The following is a 16,845-nucleotide window of genomic DNA, read 5'->3' on the forward strand; positions in this document are numbered from 1 at the left end:
GGACAGCATGAATTTACCCAACATTCTCACTCTTTCCCGCATTATCATGATCCCGGTTTTTGTGATCATTTTTTACATGCCTGTGGAATGGAGTTATCTGGTAAGTGCCTGCATTTTTGCCCTGGCGGCACTCACGGACTGGCTCGATGGCTATCTGGCCCGGAAACTTGATCAAAGCACTCCATTTGGGGCGTTTCTCGACCCGGTGGCCGATAAGCTGATGGTGGCTGTGGCCCTGGCGGTCTTGATTGAGGAGCATGCAGCGATTCTGCTTACTATCCCCGCGACCGTTATTATCGGGCGGGAGATCGTGATCTCGGCGCTTCGGGAGTGGATGGCCGAAATGGGGAGTCGTGCCAGCGTGGCGGTGTCCTACATTGGCAAGATCAAGACCACGGCCCAGATGGCTGCCATTGTTGGCCTGTTGGCCTTTCCTCCGGGCGTCGTGTGGTCAGATGTTGCCATCGCGCTGCTGTATGTCGCCGCTGGCTTGACGCTCTGGTCCATGGGGCTTTACCTGAAAGCGGCTTGGTCGGACCTGTTTCCTGCTTCCTGACTTGCCGCTCCATTACACCGGGCTGCCCACTCAGTGATGGTTTGAGAGAGCCGTTCACCGGCCTGGCTGAACGCCTTGACCACCGCTTCGATGTCGGATCCTTCCGCCGGTTGTTCAATCCGGAAACTGTCGGAACACAGGGTGGCACGGGATCGGTTATCGATAACCTGACCATGCAGCTCAATCACCGCGGTCACCGTCTCGGCATTATTTTCGGTGTGAAACGCAGACAACTCGATGACCAGAGTCCAGTCGGCATCGGCCGGATTGGTGTCACTGATGACGTTTTCAAAGCCGCCGCTGGCCCGAATGGTCTTTACCAGCAAGTCACGTACGATGACCGGGACGGTATCCCGCCAACGGACTCCGTCGTAGACCTGAAACTCCCAGGGCGTGGGCTTGGCCAGAATCCGGTTGCTGCTCAACGGGTCCGAGGCATAGGGTGTATCCACGCGAAACGAGTAAGGGCGTGTTTCCGGCGCCCGAAAGGTCGGATCGGGCACAGCGAAATCCATGACCCGGGGAGGCTCCGGGGTGGGGAATACGGTGCATCCGACTAATGCGGTCAGCAGCACCGTGGTCATCGTCAACGAATGCAGAATTCCGGTCACTGTGACAGCTCCTTCATGGTTTCACCGCCCCAGAGGGTGCGAGTGGGGTCTTCCCCGAGCCGGCGCGTGAACTGATTGAGGTTTCGCAGTGTGCTGCGCAGTTCCCGCAACGCCGGCGCCAACTCGCCCATGCCCTGAAGACCTGAGTCCATCGCACCCTCGTTCTCCCGGGTCAGCCTGTCAATGCGGGAGGAGGTCGCCTGAAGGGTTTGCAGTGCCTCATCCAGTGAAGTCAGCGCGGCGCGGCCCTCATTCTGTAGTATGGCGTTGGCATTGTCCGACACCATGGCTACTTTGACAGCAGCTTCGCCCGCCCGTTTGCCAGCGGAGTCGAGTCGTTCAAGTAGCGCGTCCAGATAATCCCTCTGGGCAAGCAAGGCATCCGTTGCTTCCCGGGTGTTTGCAAGAATGATCGTAAGATTCTCGGTGTTTTGATCAGAAAACATTCGGTTGGCGTTGGCCAGCAGCGAATCGGCTTTTTGCAGCAGGTCCTCGCCGTTGGCCAGCAAGCTATCGAACGCAGAGGGCTTGGCCATGATCAGCGGAGGGTTTTGTCGGTCACCTTTGAGTGCGGGACTGTCCGGGCTGCCGCCACTGAACTGGATGCTCATGCTCCCGGTAATGTTTGCCAGCACCAGGCCTGCCCGGGTGTTTTCCCGTATCGGAATCTGCTGATCGACACGAATCAGCACGCGGACGTGGCTGGGGTCCTGGGGATCCAGTTTCATTTCAACAACATCACCTATCTGGACACCGCTGTAGAGCACAGGATTACCCTCGGAAAGTCCGCTCACCGGGTGGTCAAAACCGATTTCGTAGTAGGCCCAGTCCCGATCGGCTGTGGACTTGCCAAGCCAGAGGGCAAAACCAAGCGCTGCGGCAAACGCCGTAACCGTAAACAAGCCAATAATCACGTGGTGGGCCTTTGGCTCCATGGTGTTTACTCCTGGGACCTGGGTGAGTGGGCCTCGAACGCGTTTTGTGCGGCGCGTCCCCTGGGGCCATTAAAATAGTCCTGTATCCATGGGTCATCGGTGGCGGCAACCCGTTCCAGCCGATCCGCCACCAGGACTTTTTTCTGCGCCAGCACCGCAATCCGATCGCAGGTTGCGTACAGGGTGTCGAGATCGTGAGTCACCAGAAAGACTGTGAGTCCAAGGGCATCCCGAAGGGTCACAATGAGGCGGTCGAAGGCGGCCGCGCCAATCGGATCAAGACCCGCAGTGGGTTCGTCCAGAAACAGAACTTCCGGGTCCAGGGCTAGGGCCCGTGCCAGTGCCGCACGTTTGACCATGCCGCCGGACAGTTCCGCTGGATATTTAAGGGCCGCCTCGGGCGGCAAACCCGTGAGTGCCAGTTTCATGCGGGCCAGGCGTTCCGCCTCCGGACGGCTCAGCCCGGCATGCTCGATCAGGGGAACGGCTATGTTTTCCTGAAGGTTCAGCGACGTGAAGAGCGCGCCACCCTGGAACAGAACGCCGAGTCGTTGTTCGACCAGGGAACGTTGCCTGGGCGGTAATTGTTCAAGGTCTTTATCGAACACCCGAATATGGCCGGACGAGGGGGGATTAAGCCCAACGATGCTTCGCAGCAGAACCGTCTTACCGGTTCCGGATCCACCGACCACGCCGAGAATCTCGCCGTTCATCAGGTCGAGGTCCAGATCCTTGTGAATCACGTGAGTTCCAAACTGGTTGCACAGACCTCGCACCTGGATAACGGTTTCACCCACGGAGTCAGGATGCGGTTCAAGCTGGTGATGTTTCATAAGCGCTTACCACCCCATCTCCATGAAGAACATCGCGGCGATCGAATCAAACAGAATTACCATGAAAATGGACTGAACCACACTTGAGGTGGTGTGCTCGCCAACCGATTGTGCGCTACCGCTGACCTTGAATCCCTCAAGGCAGCCGATGATAGCGATCAGGAATGCGAAAATCGGTGCCTTTGAGAGTCCAACAAGAAAGTGGCGGAGTTCTGTGTCCCGTTCGACAATGGCCAAGAACTGTGCAGGATAAATGTCGAGTGACAGGGCACAGACAGCAGCGCCTCCAGCGATACCTGCGATCATGCCAACAAAGGTGAGGATCGGGAGGCTCACCATCATTGCGAGCACCCGGGGCAGCACCAGAATTTCAATGGGATTGAGGCCCAATGTCCGGATGGCATCAAGCTCTTCGTTGACCTTCATGGCGCCGATGTGGGCGGTAAAGGCGCTCGCGGTCCTGCCGGCCAGAAGGATCGCGGCCAGTAACACACCGAATTCCCGCAGGAATGAAAAGGTGACGAGGTTAACGGTGTAGATGGTCGCACCAAAACTCTCGAGTACAGTAGCACCGAGGAACGCGACGACTGCGCCCACCAGGAAGGTAAGCAGCGCTACGATCGGTAATGCGTTGAGCCCGGTTTCCTGGATGGCAGCCACAAAAGGTGTGATGCGCCAGCGCCAGGGTCGTGGCAGTACCCAGAAAAGGGTCGCCAATGTCTGGCCTATGAAACCGTTGAGGGTCTTGAGGAGCTGAAAGATTCCGTCGGTCTTCTCGCCGGTTTCGGCCAGGAAACGGGTCAACCTGGAAACCCGAGCGAGCTCTGGCTCGGGACGATTCGCCATGGCCGAACAGACGGCACACAGCAGCGCCGACTTTTCAGGGGAAACAGCGCCTTCCCGGGAAGCCAGGTCATGAAGGCGATCGGCGCCAAGCAGGGAAACCAGTTGAGACGCCCCGGCGGTATCCAGTCGTCCCAGGCCGGACAGGTTGAACGATTTGATGCGGGAGAGGTTCGTTAACGTGGAAGAGACGACCCCTTTAAGGTGCTCATAATCGGACAGCGTCCAGTCGCCACGAATGACGAGGGAAGTGCCGTCCACGACAGCTTCACCGGGGGTTGAAGCACTCGCCGCGAACACAGGGTTTTCCTCACTGGCGGGGCTGGTCACGTTAATTGACAATCCATTGTTTGTTTTACCGTCTATTCACAAGCTTAGAGACTCCTGCGAGTATCTGCCAGTGAGGGCTATGTAACCTGTCGAACAAATATTGGTCAGAAATCGATATAAAACATAAAGTTGAAAAAATAGGTTGACGAAAACGGCCGAATCCGTAGAATACGCCCTCGTTGACCAAGCGGGAATAGCTCAGTTGGTAGAGCACAACCTTGCCAAGGTTGGGGTCGCGAGTTCGAATCTCGTTTCCCGCTCCAACTCAACACAGTCTCTCACAGCCCACCTGAGAGCATGAAAGTCCGAAGATTCCTGATGGACTTTTACCGGCGCGGTGGCAGAGTGGTTATGCAGCGGACTGCAACTCCGTGTACGCCGGTTCGATTCCGACCCGCGCCTCCATTATTTCTCCATGTAGTTACTCCACCCAAGCATTCCTTCACTGGCTTGCGTCTGTCGACGTTTGGTCGGTCCTGACCTGTTTCCCTGAAACTCTGACGACTTTGTTTGTCGCATCGCATCTGTAAAGTGTTCGCGGGTAGTCTAGAATGGCGCGAAAATTCCCAGATCTCTCAGGAAGATAAAATGCCAAAGTTTTTGCATACGGCAGACTGGCAGATGGGCCGGGCGTTTACCCGTTTCGAAACGGAAGACGGTGCGGCCCTGGTCGAGGCCCGGTTCGAGGCCATTGAAACGCTTGCACGGCTGGCCAATGAGCATCACTGCGATGCGGTTCTGGTAGCCGGTGACGTTTTTGATGCACAAACGGTGTCCGACCGCACCATTCGGCGGGTATTCAACGCCACAAAGGGATTTGTCGGACCCTGGGTCATGCTTCCGGGTAACCACGACGCCGCACTCGCCGAGAGCGTGTGGACGAGAGCCCAGCGCCTGGGCGCGGTACCGGAGAATGTACATCTCGCGCTTCAGCCCGGCGTGATCAGTCTGGAACCCGAGCGCCTCAGCGTCCTCTGCGCGCCGTTGACCCAGCGCCACACCTATGGTGATCTGACCGCGCCCTTCAACGGTTACGAGACGCCGGAAGGTTCCATCAGAATCGGCCTGGCCCACGGCAGTGTCCAGGGCCTGTTGCCGGACGAGATTGATTCCACCAACCCCATCGCGCCGAACCGTGCTGAAGCCAGCAGGCTCGACTACCTCGCCCTGGGCGACTGGCACGGCACCAAACAGATTGATGAGCGCACCTGGTACAGCGGGACGCCCGAGCCGGAACGGTTTCGCAACAACGAAGCGGGCAATGCCCTGATCGTTGATGTGTCCGAGCCAGGGGCAACCCCAACAGTGACTCAACTACCAACCGGGCGGTATCAATGGCACCAATGGCGGGAAACTCTCGCAGTTCAGTCCGATCTTGAACAGTTGCTGGAACGTTTGAACACCTTGCCCGAATCTGCTGTTGTTGATCTGCGCCTTGAAGGCTCGGTGACCCTGGCCGGCGAGGAAACCCTGTTGAAGGCGTTGTCGGTCGCAGAAGCACGATTCCGCAGCCTTCGCTGCGAGCGAAGTGGGCTTCAGCTTGCCCCGACCGACGAAGACATCGCGGCTCTGAAGGCCGATGGCTACGTGGGCGAAGTAGTTGAGAGCCTGCGCGATCGGCAAGAAGACGCGCAGGATGACTCCGCCCGGGATGCGCTGGCAATCCTGGCGGGGTTACTGCGTGAGCGTGAACAGGAGGCGGGGCAATGAAGCTGCAGCGAATGCGCATTGAACAGCTGCGCCAGTTCCGCAAACCCTTTGTTCTGGACAACCTGCAGCCGGGCCTCAACCTGATTCACGGCCCCAATGAGTCCGGTAAAAGCACGCTGGTACGGGCCATCCGTGCTGCGTTTTTCGAACGCTATCGGTCAACAGCCGTGGACGACCTGCGCCCGTGGGGCGACTCCGCCGCGGCGCCCACCATTGAGCTGGATTTTGAGCACGACAACCGCGCTTGGCGGCTCACCAAAAGCTTTCTGCAGCGTAAACGCTGCGACCTGGTTGTTGGCACCGAGTCCTACAGTGAAGACGATGCGGAAGAAAAACTGGCTGAACTGCTGGGCTACCAGTACCCGAAACGTGGCGCCAGCAAAGCCGAGCACTGGGGCATACCGGGACTATTGTGGGTCGAGCAGGGCACCGGGCAGGACATCGAACAGGCTATAGAACACGCCGGCGATCATCTGAAATCCGCCCTGAATTCCATGGTCGGAGAGGTGGCCAGTTCCGGGGGCGATGACCTGATCGAGACCGTCCGCAGCCAGCGGGACATCCTGCTGACCGGAACCGGCAAGCCCCGGGGCGATTATCTGAAACTGGAAAAAGACCGCGCCCAGCACCAACTTGAAATCGAAGAGCTGAAGGAGCGAGTTCATAAATACCAGGAACAGGTCGACCGGCTTGGCAAACTGACCCAGGACTATGAGCAGGCGGAAGCCGAGCGGCCCTGGGAAGACGCTCAACGCCATCTGGAGGAAGCCCGGGCGCGCTATCAAAAGGTTGAACGACTGGAGCAGGAGCAAAACCAGGAGAAGGCCACGTTTGCCCAGCAGCAGCAAAACCATCGATTGTTGCAGCAGAACAAAGAGCATCTGGAAGGGCTCAGTCGCCAGTTGGAGAGCCGAAAGGCAGAGCTGGATCGCGCTGAGCATGACCTCTCCGTGGCTCAAGCACAAACGCCGGCCGTCACAGGCCGTTTAGCCGAAGCCAGAACCGCCTACGAGCAAGCGGAAAAGCAACGGAAACTCTCGGGTTTGCTGCAAACCCGGGAGCGGCTGGAGCAGGATCTGAGACGGCTTGAACAGCAACAACAAGTGATCAGCCAGAACCTCGCCAAAGCCAGGGAATACCAACGGCAGTTGGAGCAAGCCAGGCAGCAGGCCAGGGAAAACCGGATCGATTCAGAGTTGGTCAAAAAACTGCGAGCAACCGGGAGTCAACTGAACGAAGAAACCATTCGTTCACAGACCATCGCCACCCGATTGAGCTGGAAACTGGACGCTGACGCATCACTGACGCTGAACAACGAACCGCTTGTCGGGCAAGGCGAACAGCAGCTGCTGGAAGAATCGACATTGGTTATTCCCGGTGTGGGCACCCTGGGCATAACACCCGGCGGGGAAGAACTGGCCAGCACCCGGAGGAAGCTCAAAGCGCTCGAGGAAAACCTGGAAGAACAGCTGAAGACCCTTGGCGTGGAATCGGTGAAACGGGCAGAGGATCGTCTTTCCGCGTTCGAAAGTGCCGAAAGTGTCGTAAAGCACGCGGAAGATCTGTTCAAAACCGTGGCCCCGGCAGGCCTCGAGCAACTTGTCTTTGAACAAAGCGAGGCCGAAAGCGAACTGGAAAAGGCCAGGAAACAATTGGAATCCACGCCGAAACCGGACTCGAACGAAACAGTTCCCACCCTGGAGGAAGCCGAGGCCGCGTTTAACCAGGCCAGCGCCGCCCTGGATAAAGCGGAATCCGATGAGCGAGCGCATCAGTCCAGGCTGTCGGCCCTGAAGCAGGCCCGGGACAATGCCAAAACGGAATGGCAGCGGCTGGCGGATGAAGAAAAGAGCCCGGAACGCCAACAGCAACTTCGCCAGATAACCACCGATCTGGCAAACCTCGAAAAGCAGCAGGCCGAACTGGAAGCCAGCCTCGAGCGCCGCGAACGGGAAATTCGCGATGCCCGCCCAGAATTTCTCCGACAGGACATCGAGCGCTACCAGAATGCGGTCAACCAGCTGCGCCAAACCCAGGAGAACCGGGGGCGAGAACTGCGCGATATCAAAGTCAGGCTGGAAGCCTGGGGCGCGGAGGGGCTCGAAGAACAGCTCAATGAGAAAGAGGCGGAATTCGACCAGTGCAATCGCCGCTACGAGGAACTGCACCGGCGCGCCCAGGCGCTGGATCTACTGCTCCATCTGCTCACCGAAAAACGCCAGGCCCTGACACGCCGCCTCCAGGCGCCCCTGCAAAAGAACCTCAACCACTATCTCTCTGTGCTTTTCCCGGAAGCCTCGCTGGAAGTGGATGAACAGCTACGGCCCGGCACCTTCAGCCGGGGCACCGAGCTTGGGCTGATCACCGAACTGAGCTTTGGCGCCCGGGAACAGATGGGCCTGATCAGCCGTCTGGCCTACGCCGATCTGCTGCGGGAAGCCGGAAGGCCAACGCTGGTCATCCTGGACGACACCCTGGTGCACACTGACAGCGACCGCCTGGAAGACATGAAACGGATCCTCTTCGATGCGGCCAGCCGGCATCAGATACTGCTGTTTACCTGCCATCCGGAGAAGTGGCAGGACTTGGGGGTGCCGCCTGTGGATATTCAGGCGTCGAAGGAGTTGGGGACTTAGAACCTAAAAAGTCTTTGACTGACGCGGCGCAGCTCCATGACAAAGGCGGTAACAAACGAACCGATAAACGCTCTCAGTGGTGGCGTTCCGGTAAGCGAACCTAGCGTGATCTGGCGATGGTTGCGGGAGAGGAAATTGAAAAAATTCCTGACAAGCCTAGAGGGGCACCCCTGCTCCCTGGTTACGACGGTTAAAAACCGGTATTCGTTGGTTACTATTGGAGGAGTGGCGAGCCGGCACCTCTCAGTGACCATATCGCACGCTTGGATTACAGCGTAGCCGGCAAGCACGGTGGAAGCCTGTGTGCCTACCGGTCTGATGGTGAATCTGTACGGAATAATGAAAAATTTGTTTGGGTAGAAGGCGCTAAAATCTAGCTCTAAAAAATTGATTTTCTGATGTATTTACGTGAATTAACAGACTCGAATTTGCCGTAACTAACGCAAGCGGTTATAACGTTAGGACAGTTCGGAAACGCAGATGTCGAGGCACAAAAAAGTAGGCATTTAGGAAAATTCAAAGCCCATATTGAAAAAATATTGGCTGTGTTTCTTTGTGGAAATGTGAGGCTCAGATTTCAAAGCTAAACAGATGCGCGCAAGTAGTGAGCGGAGTGATGGGCATTTTTGTCCACGTAGTAAGCGAAACACTGGTTGTCGATCACAAGACTGATATAGAAGCTCGATTTTTTTTCAGGGACACTTTCTTCGGTATAGGAACGTGATGAGTGCGCCATTGGTAACAGTTGGTTGGAATTGAAGTAGGGATGTCAACTGGTCTTAAAGGTCTCTGCAGGCCTAATTGGCCACTGCAATTGGCATCTAGCGGTATCGGAAAGTAGGGAGCTTTAAGAGCGTGAGCGGCGTGACTGACTACAACGTACTGGATATTCTAGAGCGCGAGCCAGTGAGTAATCGGCTACGTAATGCATTGAACAGGGCTTATCAACAAGGGGAAATGCCCTTCGAGACACTTCTAGAGTATAGCCAGACTAAAGAAGAGACGATTCAACGCCTCCACAGACTCCCTAATGTTGGAAAAAAAACGATAAACGAACTAATCGGCTTGCTTGACAAGTACTGCCAGGACTTGCCCGGAGCCATCTCAACCATTTCAGGAGAGCTCCTCATACCCGATGCATTTAAGAGCGTCAGTATTGTCGCATTTATCAGGTCGACGGATTGCAGCGTGAGGTTAGAAAATGCGCTAATCGGCGCGATTGAAAGAAATGAATTTCCTGCCGAGTCTTTGGGAGATCTCGAAGGCAAGAGCGTTCAAGCGCTGAAGAGTGAACTGCATCGAGTGCAGAACCTGGGCCGGAAATCTGTCGAAGAATTTTTGGACCTTTTGAACACAATTTCACCTGAGTCTGCTGAAGGCCTTGATTCCCAAACTGGAGATCAAGCTGGCGGTCATCCTCAGTCCGATAAAATTGATTGGGCGGCTCACTATTTATCCCTGCTCGAAAAAGAGCGCTATGGCGACATTACTGTAGAGGAAATAATAAGAAAAATGCCGGGCCGCTCGAAGAACGAAGATAAGCTTCTCAAAACACTCAATCGGGAAAATGCAGGTATTCCACTCTCTCAAGTGTTAGCTTCGAGCAGTGGTAAGTTAGATGAAATCTCTACATTACTCATTGCGGATACAAAGCTTACATCAGAGCTTGAGTCTATATTAATGGATTTTTACCAATTTTTGTTCAGAAAGAGTAATCTCAAATTTAATCACGAAGAATACTTTTTACATGACTTTTCCGCTCTAAATGAAAAAGAATCTAAAATATTATTGTCACGATCTGGTGCCGATAAGACGACTCTTGAGGAGCTTGGAAAAGAGTTTGGGCTTACCAGAGAGAGGGTCCGCCAAATAGAGTCAAAGGCGCTAAAAAAATATATTAAGGCTAACCGGGTGGGGCTTCTAAGCCTATCTGAAGACATTGAAAAATATGTTAAAGCTACAAAAGGTGTTTTGCCTGTTAATGTATTGAAAAGTTTGTATGGGATCTCAAAAGATAAACTAGAAGTTGTATTGAATCTTGTTATACCTGAGAACGATGATTCATATCTTTCAAGAGATGGTGATTACCTGGTCACTAGCGGATTCAGAGAATGTCAAGAGAAAGTATTCGGAAAAATAGAAGCATCTATATACCGTCAAGCAGGACTTGGTAGAAAAATAACCCTACAGAGCATAGAGGGCGTTAATAGCCAAATATTGCGATACTTTCTATATTTTTTTAATAAAAAGTTCTCTTTAAACAAGGACGGAGAGATTGCACTCTCCATTAACTCTGCATCGGAACGAGCGCGTATTGTTTTGGCTATTGCTGGTCAGCCAATCCATACCAGTGAGGCTACAAGGCTTTACAAAACCATATTTAAAATGGAAACGACAGAGCATAATCTAGGGTCAACCTTTAACCGGCTGCCAGATGCACTTATTGTGGGGCCAGGGACCTTTGCGCTGTATTCTCATTTGAGTTTGAATATCGAAGACATTGAACGAATTAAAAAGGAAGCTTTTGAGTTAATAAAAAATAGGGGCCAGTATTTAAGTTCAAGAATTATTTATGAGCATGTGCGTCGAGTGTGTCCCGATTTGCCCTTGAGAGAGTCTTATTTCAATTATTACCTTGTACATGGAGTGCTTCAGGACGATGGACAGTACCAAATTAAAAAGGGGTTTATGGTGGGGTTACCGAGTTTCGGTGATCATCTCTCTCTTGAGTCAGAGATTGAAGGGATCGTGGAAAACCATGGACCTGTGACTATCACAGAGGTTATTGACTTGCTCCGCCCCACCAGAGGCGAGTTAACTAATGGCTCAGTGAGGAACACCTTAGTGTGCTCCGATAAGATTTTCTTGACCTCCGAACAACGAAAATGGGATGTTGCGGAACGCGTCTTCAATAACGCCTCTGATATTCGAAAGCTGAAAATCGCGATCAGACTGGCCGCGTATAAGGAACAAGTTGCGTTATCGTCTGTTTATAACCGAATTAGGTCGACCGGTGTTGATTACGGAATTGGAACCATTCTTTCCGTTATATGGAAGGATCCGGAAACAAAGCGGGACGGTGATTACATTGGGTTCTTCGGGGCCGACACCGAGCTAGAAAACTATTATGAGACAGGCGAGCCCAGGGCGTTAGCTCAACTGGATTATCGGCATTATTCTGTGGAGAGATCTATTGATACCGCCATTCTAGATTCTTTGGTGAGGGAGTTTGATCTGAATGTTTAAAGATATCGACCTCCCGCTATCGATCAACACTTCTTCAGAAGATCCAAATAACCTTTTTTTTGACCCTGTGCTGAATTGCGCCCTAACGTATGACGTTGGTGTTGGTTATTTTACCTCCGGATGGATCGCAGACACTGCCCATGGAATCTCTCGATTTGCCAAATCCCGTGGGAAGGCCCGTTGGATTGTCGGCCATGAGTTGCACGAGAGAGACATTGACTCGATCGTGAATTTCAGACAAGTGGCCGACAGGGAGTTTCATGCAAAACGAATTTTCGAAGAAGAAGTTGATGATGTGTTCTCGGCACTCAAAGATGACGCCCGCTTGGTGTTGGCCTGGCTGATTAGGGATGGCATTGTCGAACTTCGAATTGCCGTGCCTATCAATAAGCTCAGCGGTATCTATCATGCCAAGAATGGCATTTTCTCGGATGAGGCTGGCAATGAAATTGCCTTTAGCGGTTCTTACAACCTTACCTCCAGAGCCTCTTCAAATTGGGAGACCATTGAGATCTTCCGCTCATGGTCGAGTGAGGAAGGGCGACAACGGTGCGCCAACAAGAAGAAAGAATTCGAAAATATCTGGGAGGGCAAAGACGTCAATCTCATGGTTTTCGAACCATCAACGAAAGCCATAGAAAAGATCAAAGCCTATGCAGCTTCTGGCACGCGGCCCTATAGCCTTCCAGCTGGCCGCCCGTCGGTACCGAGCGCCATACAAGATGAGGATGGAAACATCCGGGATTATCAGGAACAAGCGATAAAAAGCTGGTTTTCTCAAAATGGGCAAGGCCTTTTCTGTATGGCTACAGGTGCAGGCAAAACGATTACCGCTCTGACTGCGTCTACTCGACTGTTGGAATACGTTAACAGTAAAGAGTCCAACCTGGTCATAATCATCACCGTTCCCTTCGTCCATTTAGGCGAGCAGTGGGCCGACGAAGCGGCATTTTTTGGGTTCGACCCGATAAAATGCTACGGGGGCAAAGGTAAGTGGTTGGATGATTTTCAGTCCTCTTATAACCAGTTGCTGTCTGGAGAAAGGGATTACGTATTGGCCATCGCGGTCAATGCCACCTTCAGCAATCGCGAGTTTCAATCTATTCTGAACGGTATCAGATCCAACTTACTGCTTGTGTCTGATGAAGTGCATAACATGGGTGCAGAAAATATTGTCGATAAGTTGCCTAAGCACGCCCGCTTCAGAATCGGCTTGTCCGCGACGCCAATCCGCCACAACGATCCCTTCGGTACAAAAGCGATCTTTGATTACTTTGGCGAACCCGTGATTAATTTCGATATTAAGGACGCCATCAAGGCCGGGTTTTTGTGCAAGTACAATTACTATCCGGTCATATGTGAATTGGATTCGGACGAGCTCGAAGAATACATACAGTTGAGCAAAAAGATTGCTCGACTGATGGCCATGAGTGACTCTGATGATTTCTCGACGAGCTTAAAATTAGAACTCATTAAGAGAGCCAAGCTCACCGGAAGCAGCAGAGGGAAAAAGCGACAATTAAAGACTCTGTTAGATGATAACCAAGATAGAAAACATACGCTTATTTACTCGAGTGAGGCAATCATAGAGGGTGAAAAAGATATTGATAAGATCGTACGTCTAGCAGGAAGGGACTGTCACTGGAAAGTCGCCAAGTTCACCGCTGAAGAGAACAAAGAGCAACGATCTGAGATTTTGAAAAGCTTTAAGTCTGGAGAAATTGAGGGCATCGTCGCAATTAAGTGTCTCGATGAAGGCGTAGATATTCCTCAAACGAAAACGGCATATATTCTTGCGTCGTCGACGAACCCCCGTCAATTCATACAGCGAAGAGGCCGTGTTCTCAGGCAATACCAAGGGAAGGGGATCGCGTCAATCTACGATTTTATCGCTATTCCTCCTTTGGAGAGGCTTGGCGAGGATGCGGAAACCTTCAAGATTGAAAAAGGTATGGTCGAGCGTGAGCTTGAACGAGTCAAAGAGTTTGCCGAGATTGCGGAAAACTACGGTGAAACCCTTTCGACATTGAGAGAAATAAGAAAGAAATTGAAACTATTAGGAGCTTAATATGAAAACTCCATCTGAGGTAATTAAGGCAGCTTCCCCAGAAGCTCAGTCGGTGATTAATAAAGTCCTAAAGATCCAACAAGAAGGTAAGCATTACAGAGATCTCCCATCGGATTTAGAGCGAGATTTCTGCGAGAGAATCATCAAAGTGATTAAGGACGAAGTTAAGGTATGAAACTAAAAACACTGACCATTAGGAACTTTCGACAGTTCTACGGCGAGGTGTCGATCAGCTTTTCAACCGATGAAAAGGCGAGTGTTACAGTCATCCATGGAGAAAACGGTTCGGGAAAAACGTCCCTGTTAAATGCGTTTAAATGGGTGCTATATGGGACTACAGATTTCGATACCAATAATGAAAACCTGCTCAGTGAAAAGGCCATCGCTGAGGCCGCGCCTAACAGTACGATTATCATGTCTGTGTCCCTAGAATTTGACGACGACGGCGCAACTTACACCGCTCAAAGGGAGCAGAAGTTTAGTAAAGGCACAGGCCTACATGCGGAATCATTGGGGCAGTCCGTTCCTACACTAACCTATACCGATTCTGCTGGTCTTTCCCATCGTTCGTCCAACCCTGGTAGTCAGCTGAATCAAATTTTGCCAGAGGATATGCATAGTTATTTCTTCTTTAACGGGGAAAGAATTGAAAAGCTTGCCTACAACAGCGCATCGACGCAGGTCAGAGACGCCATTAAAGGCCTAATGGGGCTGAATATTCTTGATCGTGCCGAAAGACAACTTAAGAACTCGGTGGTCCGGCATTTTAATAAAGAAGCAAAAGAGGGCTCTACTGGAAACTTAGCTGCTCTCTTTGACCAGCAGTCATCGTTAACGGATCGTATTGAAGAGAAAGAAGAGGAAATCAAAGCCTGGAAAAAGAATCAAATTGAGATTGAGCTTGAGATCGAAGAAATTGATAAACGTTTAGACTCGATCAAAGCTATTGCTGAAAAGCAAAAGTTGAGACGCGAGCTAGAGGCGCAGCTGGACCAAATCAAAAAAGATAAATCTGAAGAATCATCCTCCCTAGGTAAATACATATCAGAGCGAGGCTTCCTGGCGTTCATTGATGCACAACTGATTGAAGTTAAAGACTATCTTGATCAAATGAGGATCCGAGGAGAGATGCCGAGTAAGGTAAAATCAACCTTCATCGATGATCTTATTGAGCTTGGTCAGTGCATTTGCGGTCAGCCCCTCGAGCCAGGAAGTGATTGTGTAAAAACCTTGGAGTCGTATAAAACGACCATTCAGGATAACGGGGCTGAAGAGCAATTCATGGCTCTTTTCGGTGTCATGTCCCATTTACAGTCTGAGCGTAAGGGTTTGTTTTCAAATATTCATGAATCCATGAACAGGTTAAAAGATCTTGCCGATCGACGAAAAGATCTGCTCGGGCGAATCGATGAATTGGGTGAAGAAATACTGGGGGTCAATGATTCCTCCGAACTTGAAAGTCGGCGGGTTGAGTTAAAAGCGAAAAGCAAAGAATTCAACGAAAATTGTGCTGTAGGTCGTCACCAAAAGACCGGGTGGGAAGACCAGCTAAATGAAGTTGAAAAAGAAATTGGAAAAGAGCAAGCCAAAACGAATCAGGCTGATCTGAGCCAGAGAAGAAAGCAGTTGGCAAAGGAAGTGGCGGATACCATTTCTGAACTACACGAGGCTTTGGCCCATCAAGTCCGCACAGAACTTTCTGCAAAGGTCGATGGGACTTTCCAGAAAATAATGAGAAAAGACTATTGGGCCGAAATCGATGAGGACTTTACCTTAAAAATCTATAAAAACATTGAAGGGCATGGTAAGCAAGCCGTGCTTGAGAAGTCCACGGGCGAGAACCAAGTAACAAGTCTTTGCTTTATTAGTAGTATTGTTAACAGTGCCAAGGAAAAAGCCAAGAATCCAGGTGCTTTCCAGAAGGGAGGGATTTACCCCATTGTTATGGACTCGCCTTTTGGAGCGTTAGACCCTGAGTACCGTGAAAAAGTGGCGTCATTTATCCCGGCCTTGGCAGATCAAGTCATTGTAATGGTGTCTAAATCTCAGTGGCGTGGTGAAGTAGAGAACGAGCTTTCAAAACGTCTGGGTAAGCAATACACGCTGAAATACCATAAACCCGACCAAGAGAGTGAAGAGAGGTTCGAGTACACAAACTTGGAGGAAGGATTTTATGGTTGATCGAGTCAGGAAGCCTGCAAAACATACCGAGACCTTCAACTACCTAAAAGATGATGTCGGTATATTTGCCACGTATAAGGATGTCATGGTGTTTGCTGCTGCACTGGGGTTTTCCAGAGGAAAGTCTGTCGAGTTTGACAAGTCGAGTGAACCTATTCCGTTGTCGGTTTTTAGAGGTGAGTACGACGAAGCTTTTATGAATGTCTTGGCACTTTTCGACCATAAAGACTCCGGGTACTTGGAGCCAGAAGGGGAGAAGTTTGACGCTAAGATAAAACTCTTTGAAGAATACGCGTGTGGGGGACTCGATATCATTAAGAGTACGATTATCGACCCTGGGCTTGATGCCCAGGGCGAACTAATTCGTCTGATCTTAGATGAAGAAGCTAAACACAATATCATTGATGATATTACCGGTTTGGGTGCCTAGGCTTGCTGGCATCTTCTATTCCGAGCTGCATAACGGTGCATTTATAAGTTTTAAATGGACTTAGATTCTGAGACGGCGGAAATCAAACAAGGATGTTTACACTGTTTACTCGTACTGAAATACGTGTCGTAAATCTGACAAACTCCTCGTGTGCCCGAGTTTATGCAAACCGCTATCGATTAAAGATCTGATGACCTCCTGAATGTCGTTTTGAACATTTTGTTCGAAACAGAATTGGCGGATCAACGCCTCGTATGCTTTTTCGTGCTCACCGAACAAGACGTCGCGGTTAATGACGTGGGCCTGCTCCGGTTTGCTCTCGTTGATAGAGGCCGTCCGAGTGTCCCTAAGTGCCAGCGAGATTGCTATCCGTGCCGTAACGTTTGGGGTCAAACGGGTTTTAGTCTGCAGATACTGGAGTTTGTCCCAAGTTTTTTTACTTAACTGAATCCGAGTTGGAAACATT

At 51.5% G+C, this 16,845-nt stretch carries 13 protein-coding genes and 2 tRNA genes; 10 read left to right on the forward strand and 5 right to left on the reverse strand.

The annotated features are described in order from the left end of the window. Nucleotides 1–7 precede the first annotated feature (7 nt). Nucleotides 8–556, forward strand: coding sequence for a CDP-diacylglycerol--glycerol-3-phosphate 3-phosphatidyltransferase (pgsA, locus tag K0B93_RS01710; protein ID WP_219865539.1), 549 nt, complete (start codon nucleotides 8–10; stop codon nucleotides 554–556). Here pgsA and K0B93_RS01715 read toward each other — a convergent pair. Genes K0B93_RS01715 through K0B93_RS01730 form a run of 4 tightly spaced genes read right to left on the reverse strand, consistent with a single transcriptional unit; the run spans nucleotide 514 to nucleotide 4,108 of the window. Further along, entirely contained in the window at nucleotides 514–1,167 is a 654-nt protein-coding gene (locus tag K0B93_RS01715) for an ABC-type transport auxiliary lipoprotein family protein (RefSeq protein ID WP_324123939.1), read from the reverse strand. The genes pgsA and K0B93_RS01715 overlap by 43 nt on opposite strands. Further along, nucleotides 1,164–2,102 carry an MlaD family protein gene (locus K0B93_RS01720; protein ID WP_219865540.1) on the reverse strand — a complete coding sequence of 313 codons (939 nt, stop codon included), beginning with the start codon at nucleotides 2,100–2,102 and terminating at the stop codon, nucleotides 1,164–1,166. The genes K0B93_RS01715 and K0B93_RS01720 overlap by 4 nt, the downstream gene beginning before the upstream one ends. A gap of 5 nt (nucleotides 2,103–2,107) precedes the next feature. Further along, nucleotides 2,108–2,935, reverse strand: a complete 828-nt coding sequence (locus tag K0B93_RS01725; protein WP_219865541.1) for an ABC transporter ATP-binding protein — start codon at nucleotides 2,933–2,935, stop codon at nucleotides 2,108–2,110. 6 nt (nucleotides 2,936–2,941) lie between these two features. Further along, complete coding sequence (locus K0B93_RS01730; protein WP_416383186.1) at nucleotides 2,942–4,108, reverse strand: MlaE family ABC transporter permease; 1,167 nt, start codon at nucleotides 4,106–4,108, stop codon at nucleotides 2,942–2,944. Nucleotides 4,109–4,295: 187 nt separating this feature from the next. Here K0B93_RS01730 and K0B93_RS01735 point away from each other — a divergent pair. The 9 genes from K0B93_RS01735 to K0B93_RS01775 all read left to right on the forward strand — a co-directional run bounded on the left by K0B93_RS01735 (nucleotide 4,296) and on the right by K0B93_RS01775 (nucleotide 16,379). Beyond that, nucleotides 4,296–4,371: transfer RNA gene (locus K0B93_RS01735), tRNA-Gly, on the forward strand. Between the two features lie 68 nt (nucleotides 4,372–4,439). Then, nucleotides 4,440–4,513, forward strand: a tRNA-Cys gene (locus tag K0B93_RS01740). A 183-nt stretch (nucleotides 4,514–4,696) separates the two neighbouring features. Continuing rightward, nucleotides 4,697–5,818 carry a metallophosphoesterase family protein gene (locus K0B93_RS01745; protein WP_219865542.1) on the forward strand — a complete coding sequence of 374 codons (1,122 nt, stop codon included), beginning with the start codon at nucleotides 4,697–4,699 and terminating at the stop codon, nucleotides 5,816–5,818. Continuing rightward, on the forward strand, nucleotides 5,815–8,454 hold the full coding sequence (locus tag K0B93_RS01750; protein ID WP_219865543.1) for an AAA family ATPase: 2,640 nt from the start codon (nucleotides 5,815–5,817) through the stop codon (nucleotides 8,452–8,454). The genes K0B93_RS01745 and K0B93_RS01750 overlap by 4 nt, the downstream gene beginning before the upstream one ends. Nucleotides 8,455–9,318: 864 nt before the next feature. Next, nucleotides 9,319–11,700 (forward strand): sigma factor-like helix-turn-helix DNA-binding protein, encoded by a 2,382-nt coding sequence (locus K0B93_RS19440; RefSeq protein WP_416383187.1) that lies wholly within the window; start codon nucleotides 9,319–9,321, stop codon nucleotides 11,698–11,700. Next, complete coding sequence (locus K0B93_RS01760) at nucleotides 11,693–13,768, forward strand: DEAD/DEAH box helicase family protein (protein WP_219865544.1); 2,076 nt, start codon at nucleotides 11,693–11,695, stop codon at nucleotides 13,766–13,768. Before K0B93_RS19440 ends, K0B93_RS01760 begins: the two co-directional genes overlap by 8 nt. Before the next feature lies 1 nt (nucleotide 13,769). Beyond that, on the forward strand, nucleotides 13,770–13,943 hold the full coding sequence (locus tag K0B93_RS01765; protein ID WP_219865545.1) for a hypothetical protein: 174 nt from the start codon (nucleotides 13,770–13,772) through the stop codon (nucleotides 13,941–13,943). Continuing rightward, nucleotides 13,940–15,949, forward strand: coding sequence for an AAA family ATPase (locus K0B93_RS01770; protein ID WP_219865546.1), 2,010 nt, complete (start codon nucleotides 13,940–13,942; stop codon nucleotides 15,947–15,949). Before K0B93_RS01765 ends, K0B93_RS01770 begins: the two co-directional genes overlap by 4 nt. Beyond that, complete coding sequence (locus tag K0B93_RS01775; RefSeq protein WP_219865547.1) at nucleotides 15,942–16,379, forward strand: DNA phosphorothioation-associated protein 4; 438 nt, start codon at nucleotides 15,942–15,944, stop codon at nucleotides 16,377–16,379. Before K0B93_RS01770 ends, K0B93_RS01775 begins: the two co-directional genes overlap by 8 nt. A 105-nt stretch (nucleotides 16,380–16,484) precedes the next feature. On the opposite strand, the gene K0B93_RS19445 is transcribed toward K0B93_RS01775, so the two are convergent. Then, the gene (locus K0B93_RS19445; protein ID WP_219865548.1) at nucleotides 16,485–16,844 is read right to left on the reverse strand and encodes a DndE family protein; all 360 of its coding nucleotides are present in this window, start codon (nucleotides 16,842–16,844) and stop codon (nucleotides 16,485–16,487) included. Nucleotide 16,845 lies beyond the last annotated feature (1 nt).

Source organism: Marinobacter sp. F4218 (assembly GCF_019443085.1).
Classification (GTDB): domain Bacteria; phylum Pseudomonadota; class Gammaproteobacteria; order Pseudomonadales; family Oleiphilaceae; genus Marinobacter; species Marinobacter albus.

Excerpts from the sequence above, each read along its gene's own strand:
- pgsA (WP_219865539.1), top strand. The coding sequence starts at position 8 with ATGAATTTACCCAACATTCTCACTCTTTCCCGCATTATCATGATCCCG.
- K0B93_RS01720 (WP_219865540.1), bottom strand. The coding sequence starts at position 2,102 with ATGGAGCCAAAGGCCCACCACGTGATTATTGGCTTGTTTACGGTTACG.
- K0B93_RS01725 (WP_219865541.1), bottom strand. The coding sequence starts at position 2,935 with ATGAAACATCACCAGCTTGAACCGCATCCTGACTCCGTGGGTGAAACC.
- K0B93_RS01745 (WP_219865542.1), top strand. The coding sequence starts at position 4,697 with ATGCCAAAGTTTTTGCATACGGCAGACTGGCAGATGGGCCGGGCGTTT.
- K0B93_RS01750 (WP_219865543.1), top strand. The coding sequence starts at position 5,815 with ATGAAGCTGCAGCGAATGCGCATTGAACAGCTGCGCCAGTTCCGCAAA.
- K0B93_RS01760 (WP_219865544.1), top strand. The coding sequence starts at position 11,693 with ATGTTTAAAGATATCGACCTCCCGCTATCGATCAACACTTCTTCAGAA.
- K0B93_RS01765 (WP_219865545.1), top strand. The coding sequence starts at position 13,770 with ATGAAAACTCCATCTGAGGTAATTAAGGCAGCTTCCCCAGAAGCTCAG.
- K0B93_RS01770 (WP_219865546.1), top strand. The coding sequence starts at position 13,940 with ATGAAACTAAAAACACTGACCATTAGGAACTTTCGACAGTTCTACGGC.
- K0B93_RS01775 (WP_219865547.1), top strand. The coding sequence starts at position 15,942 with ATGGTTGATCGAGTCAGGAAGCCTGCAAAACATACCGAGACCTTCAAC.
- K0B93_RS19445 (WP_219865548.1), bottom strand. The coding sequence starts at position 16,844 with ATGTTTCCAACTCGGATTCAGTTAAGTAAAAAAACTTGGGACAAACTC.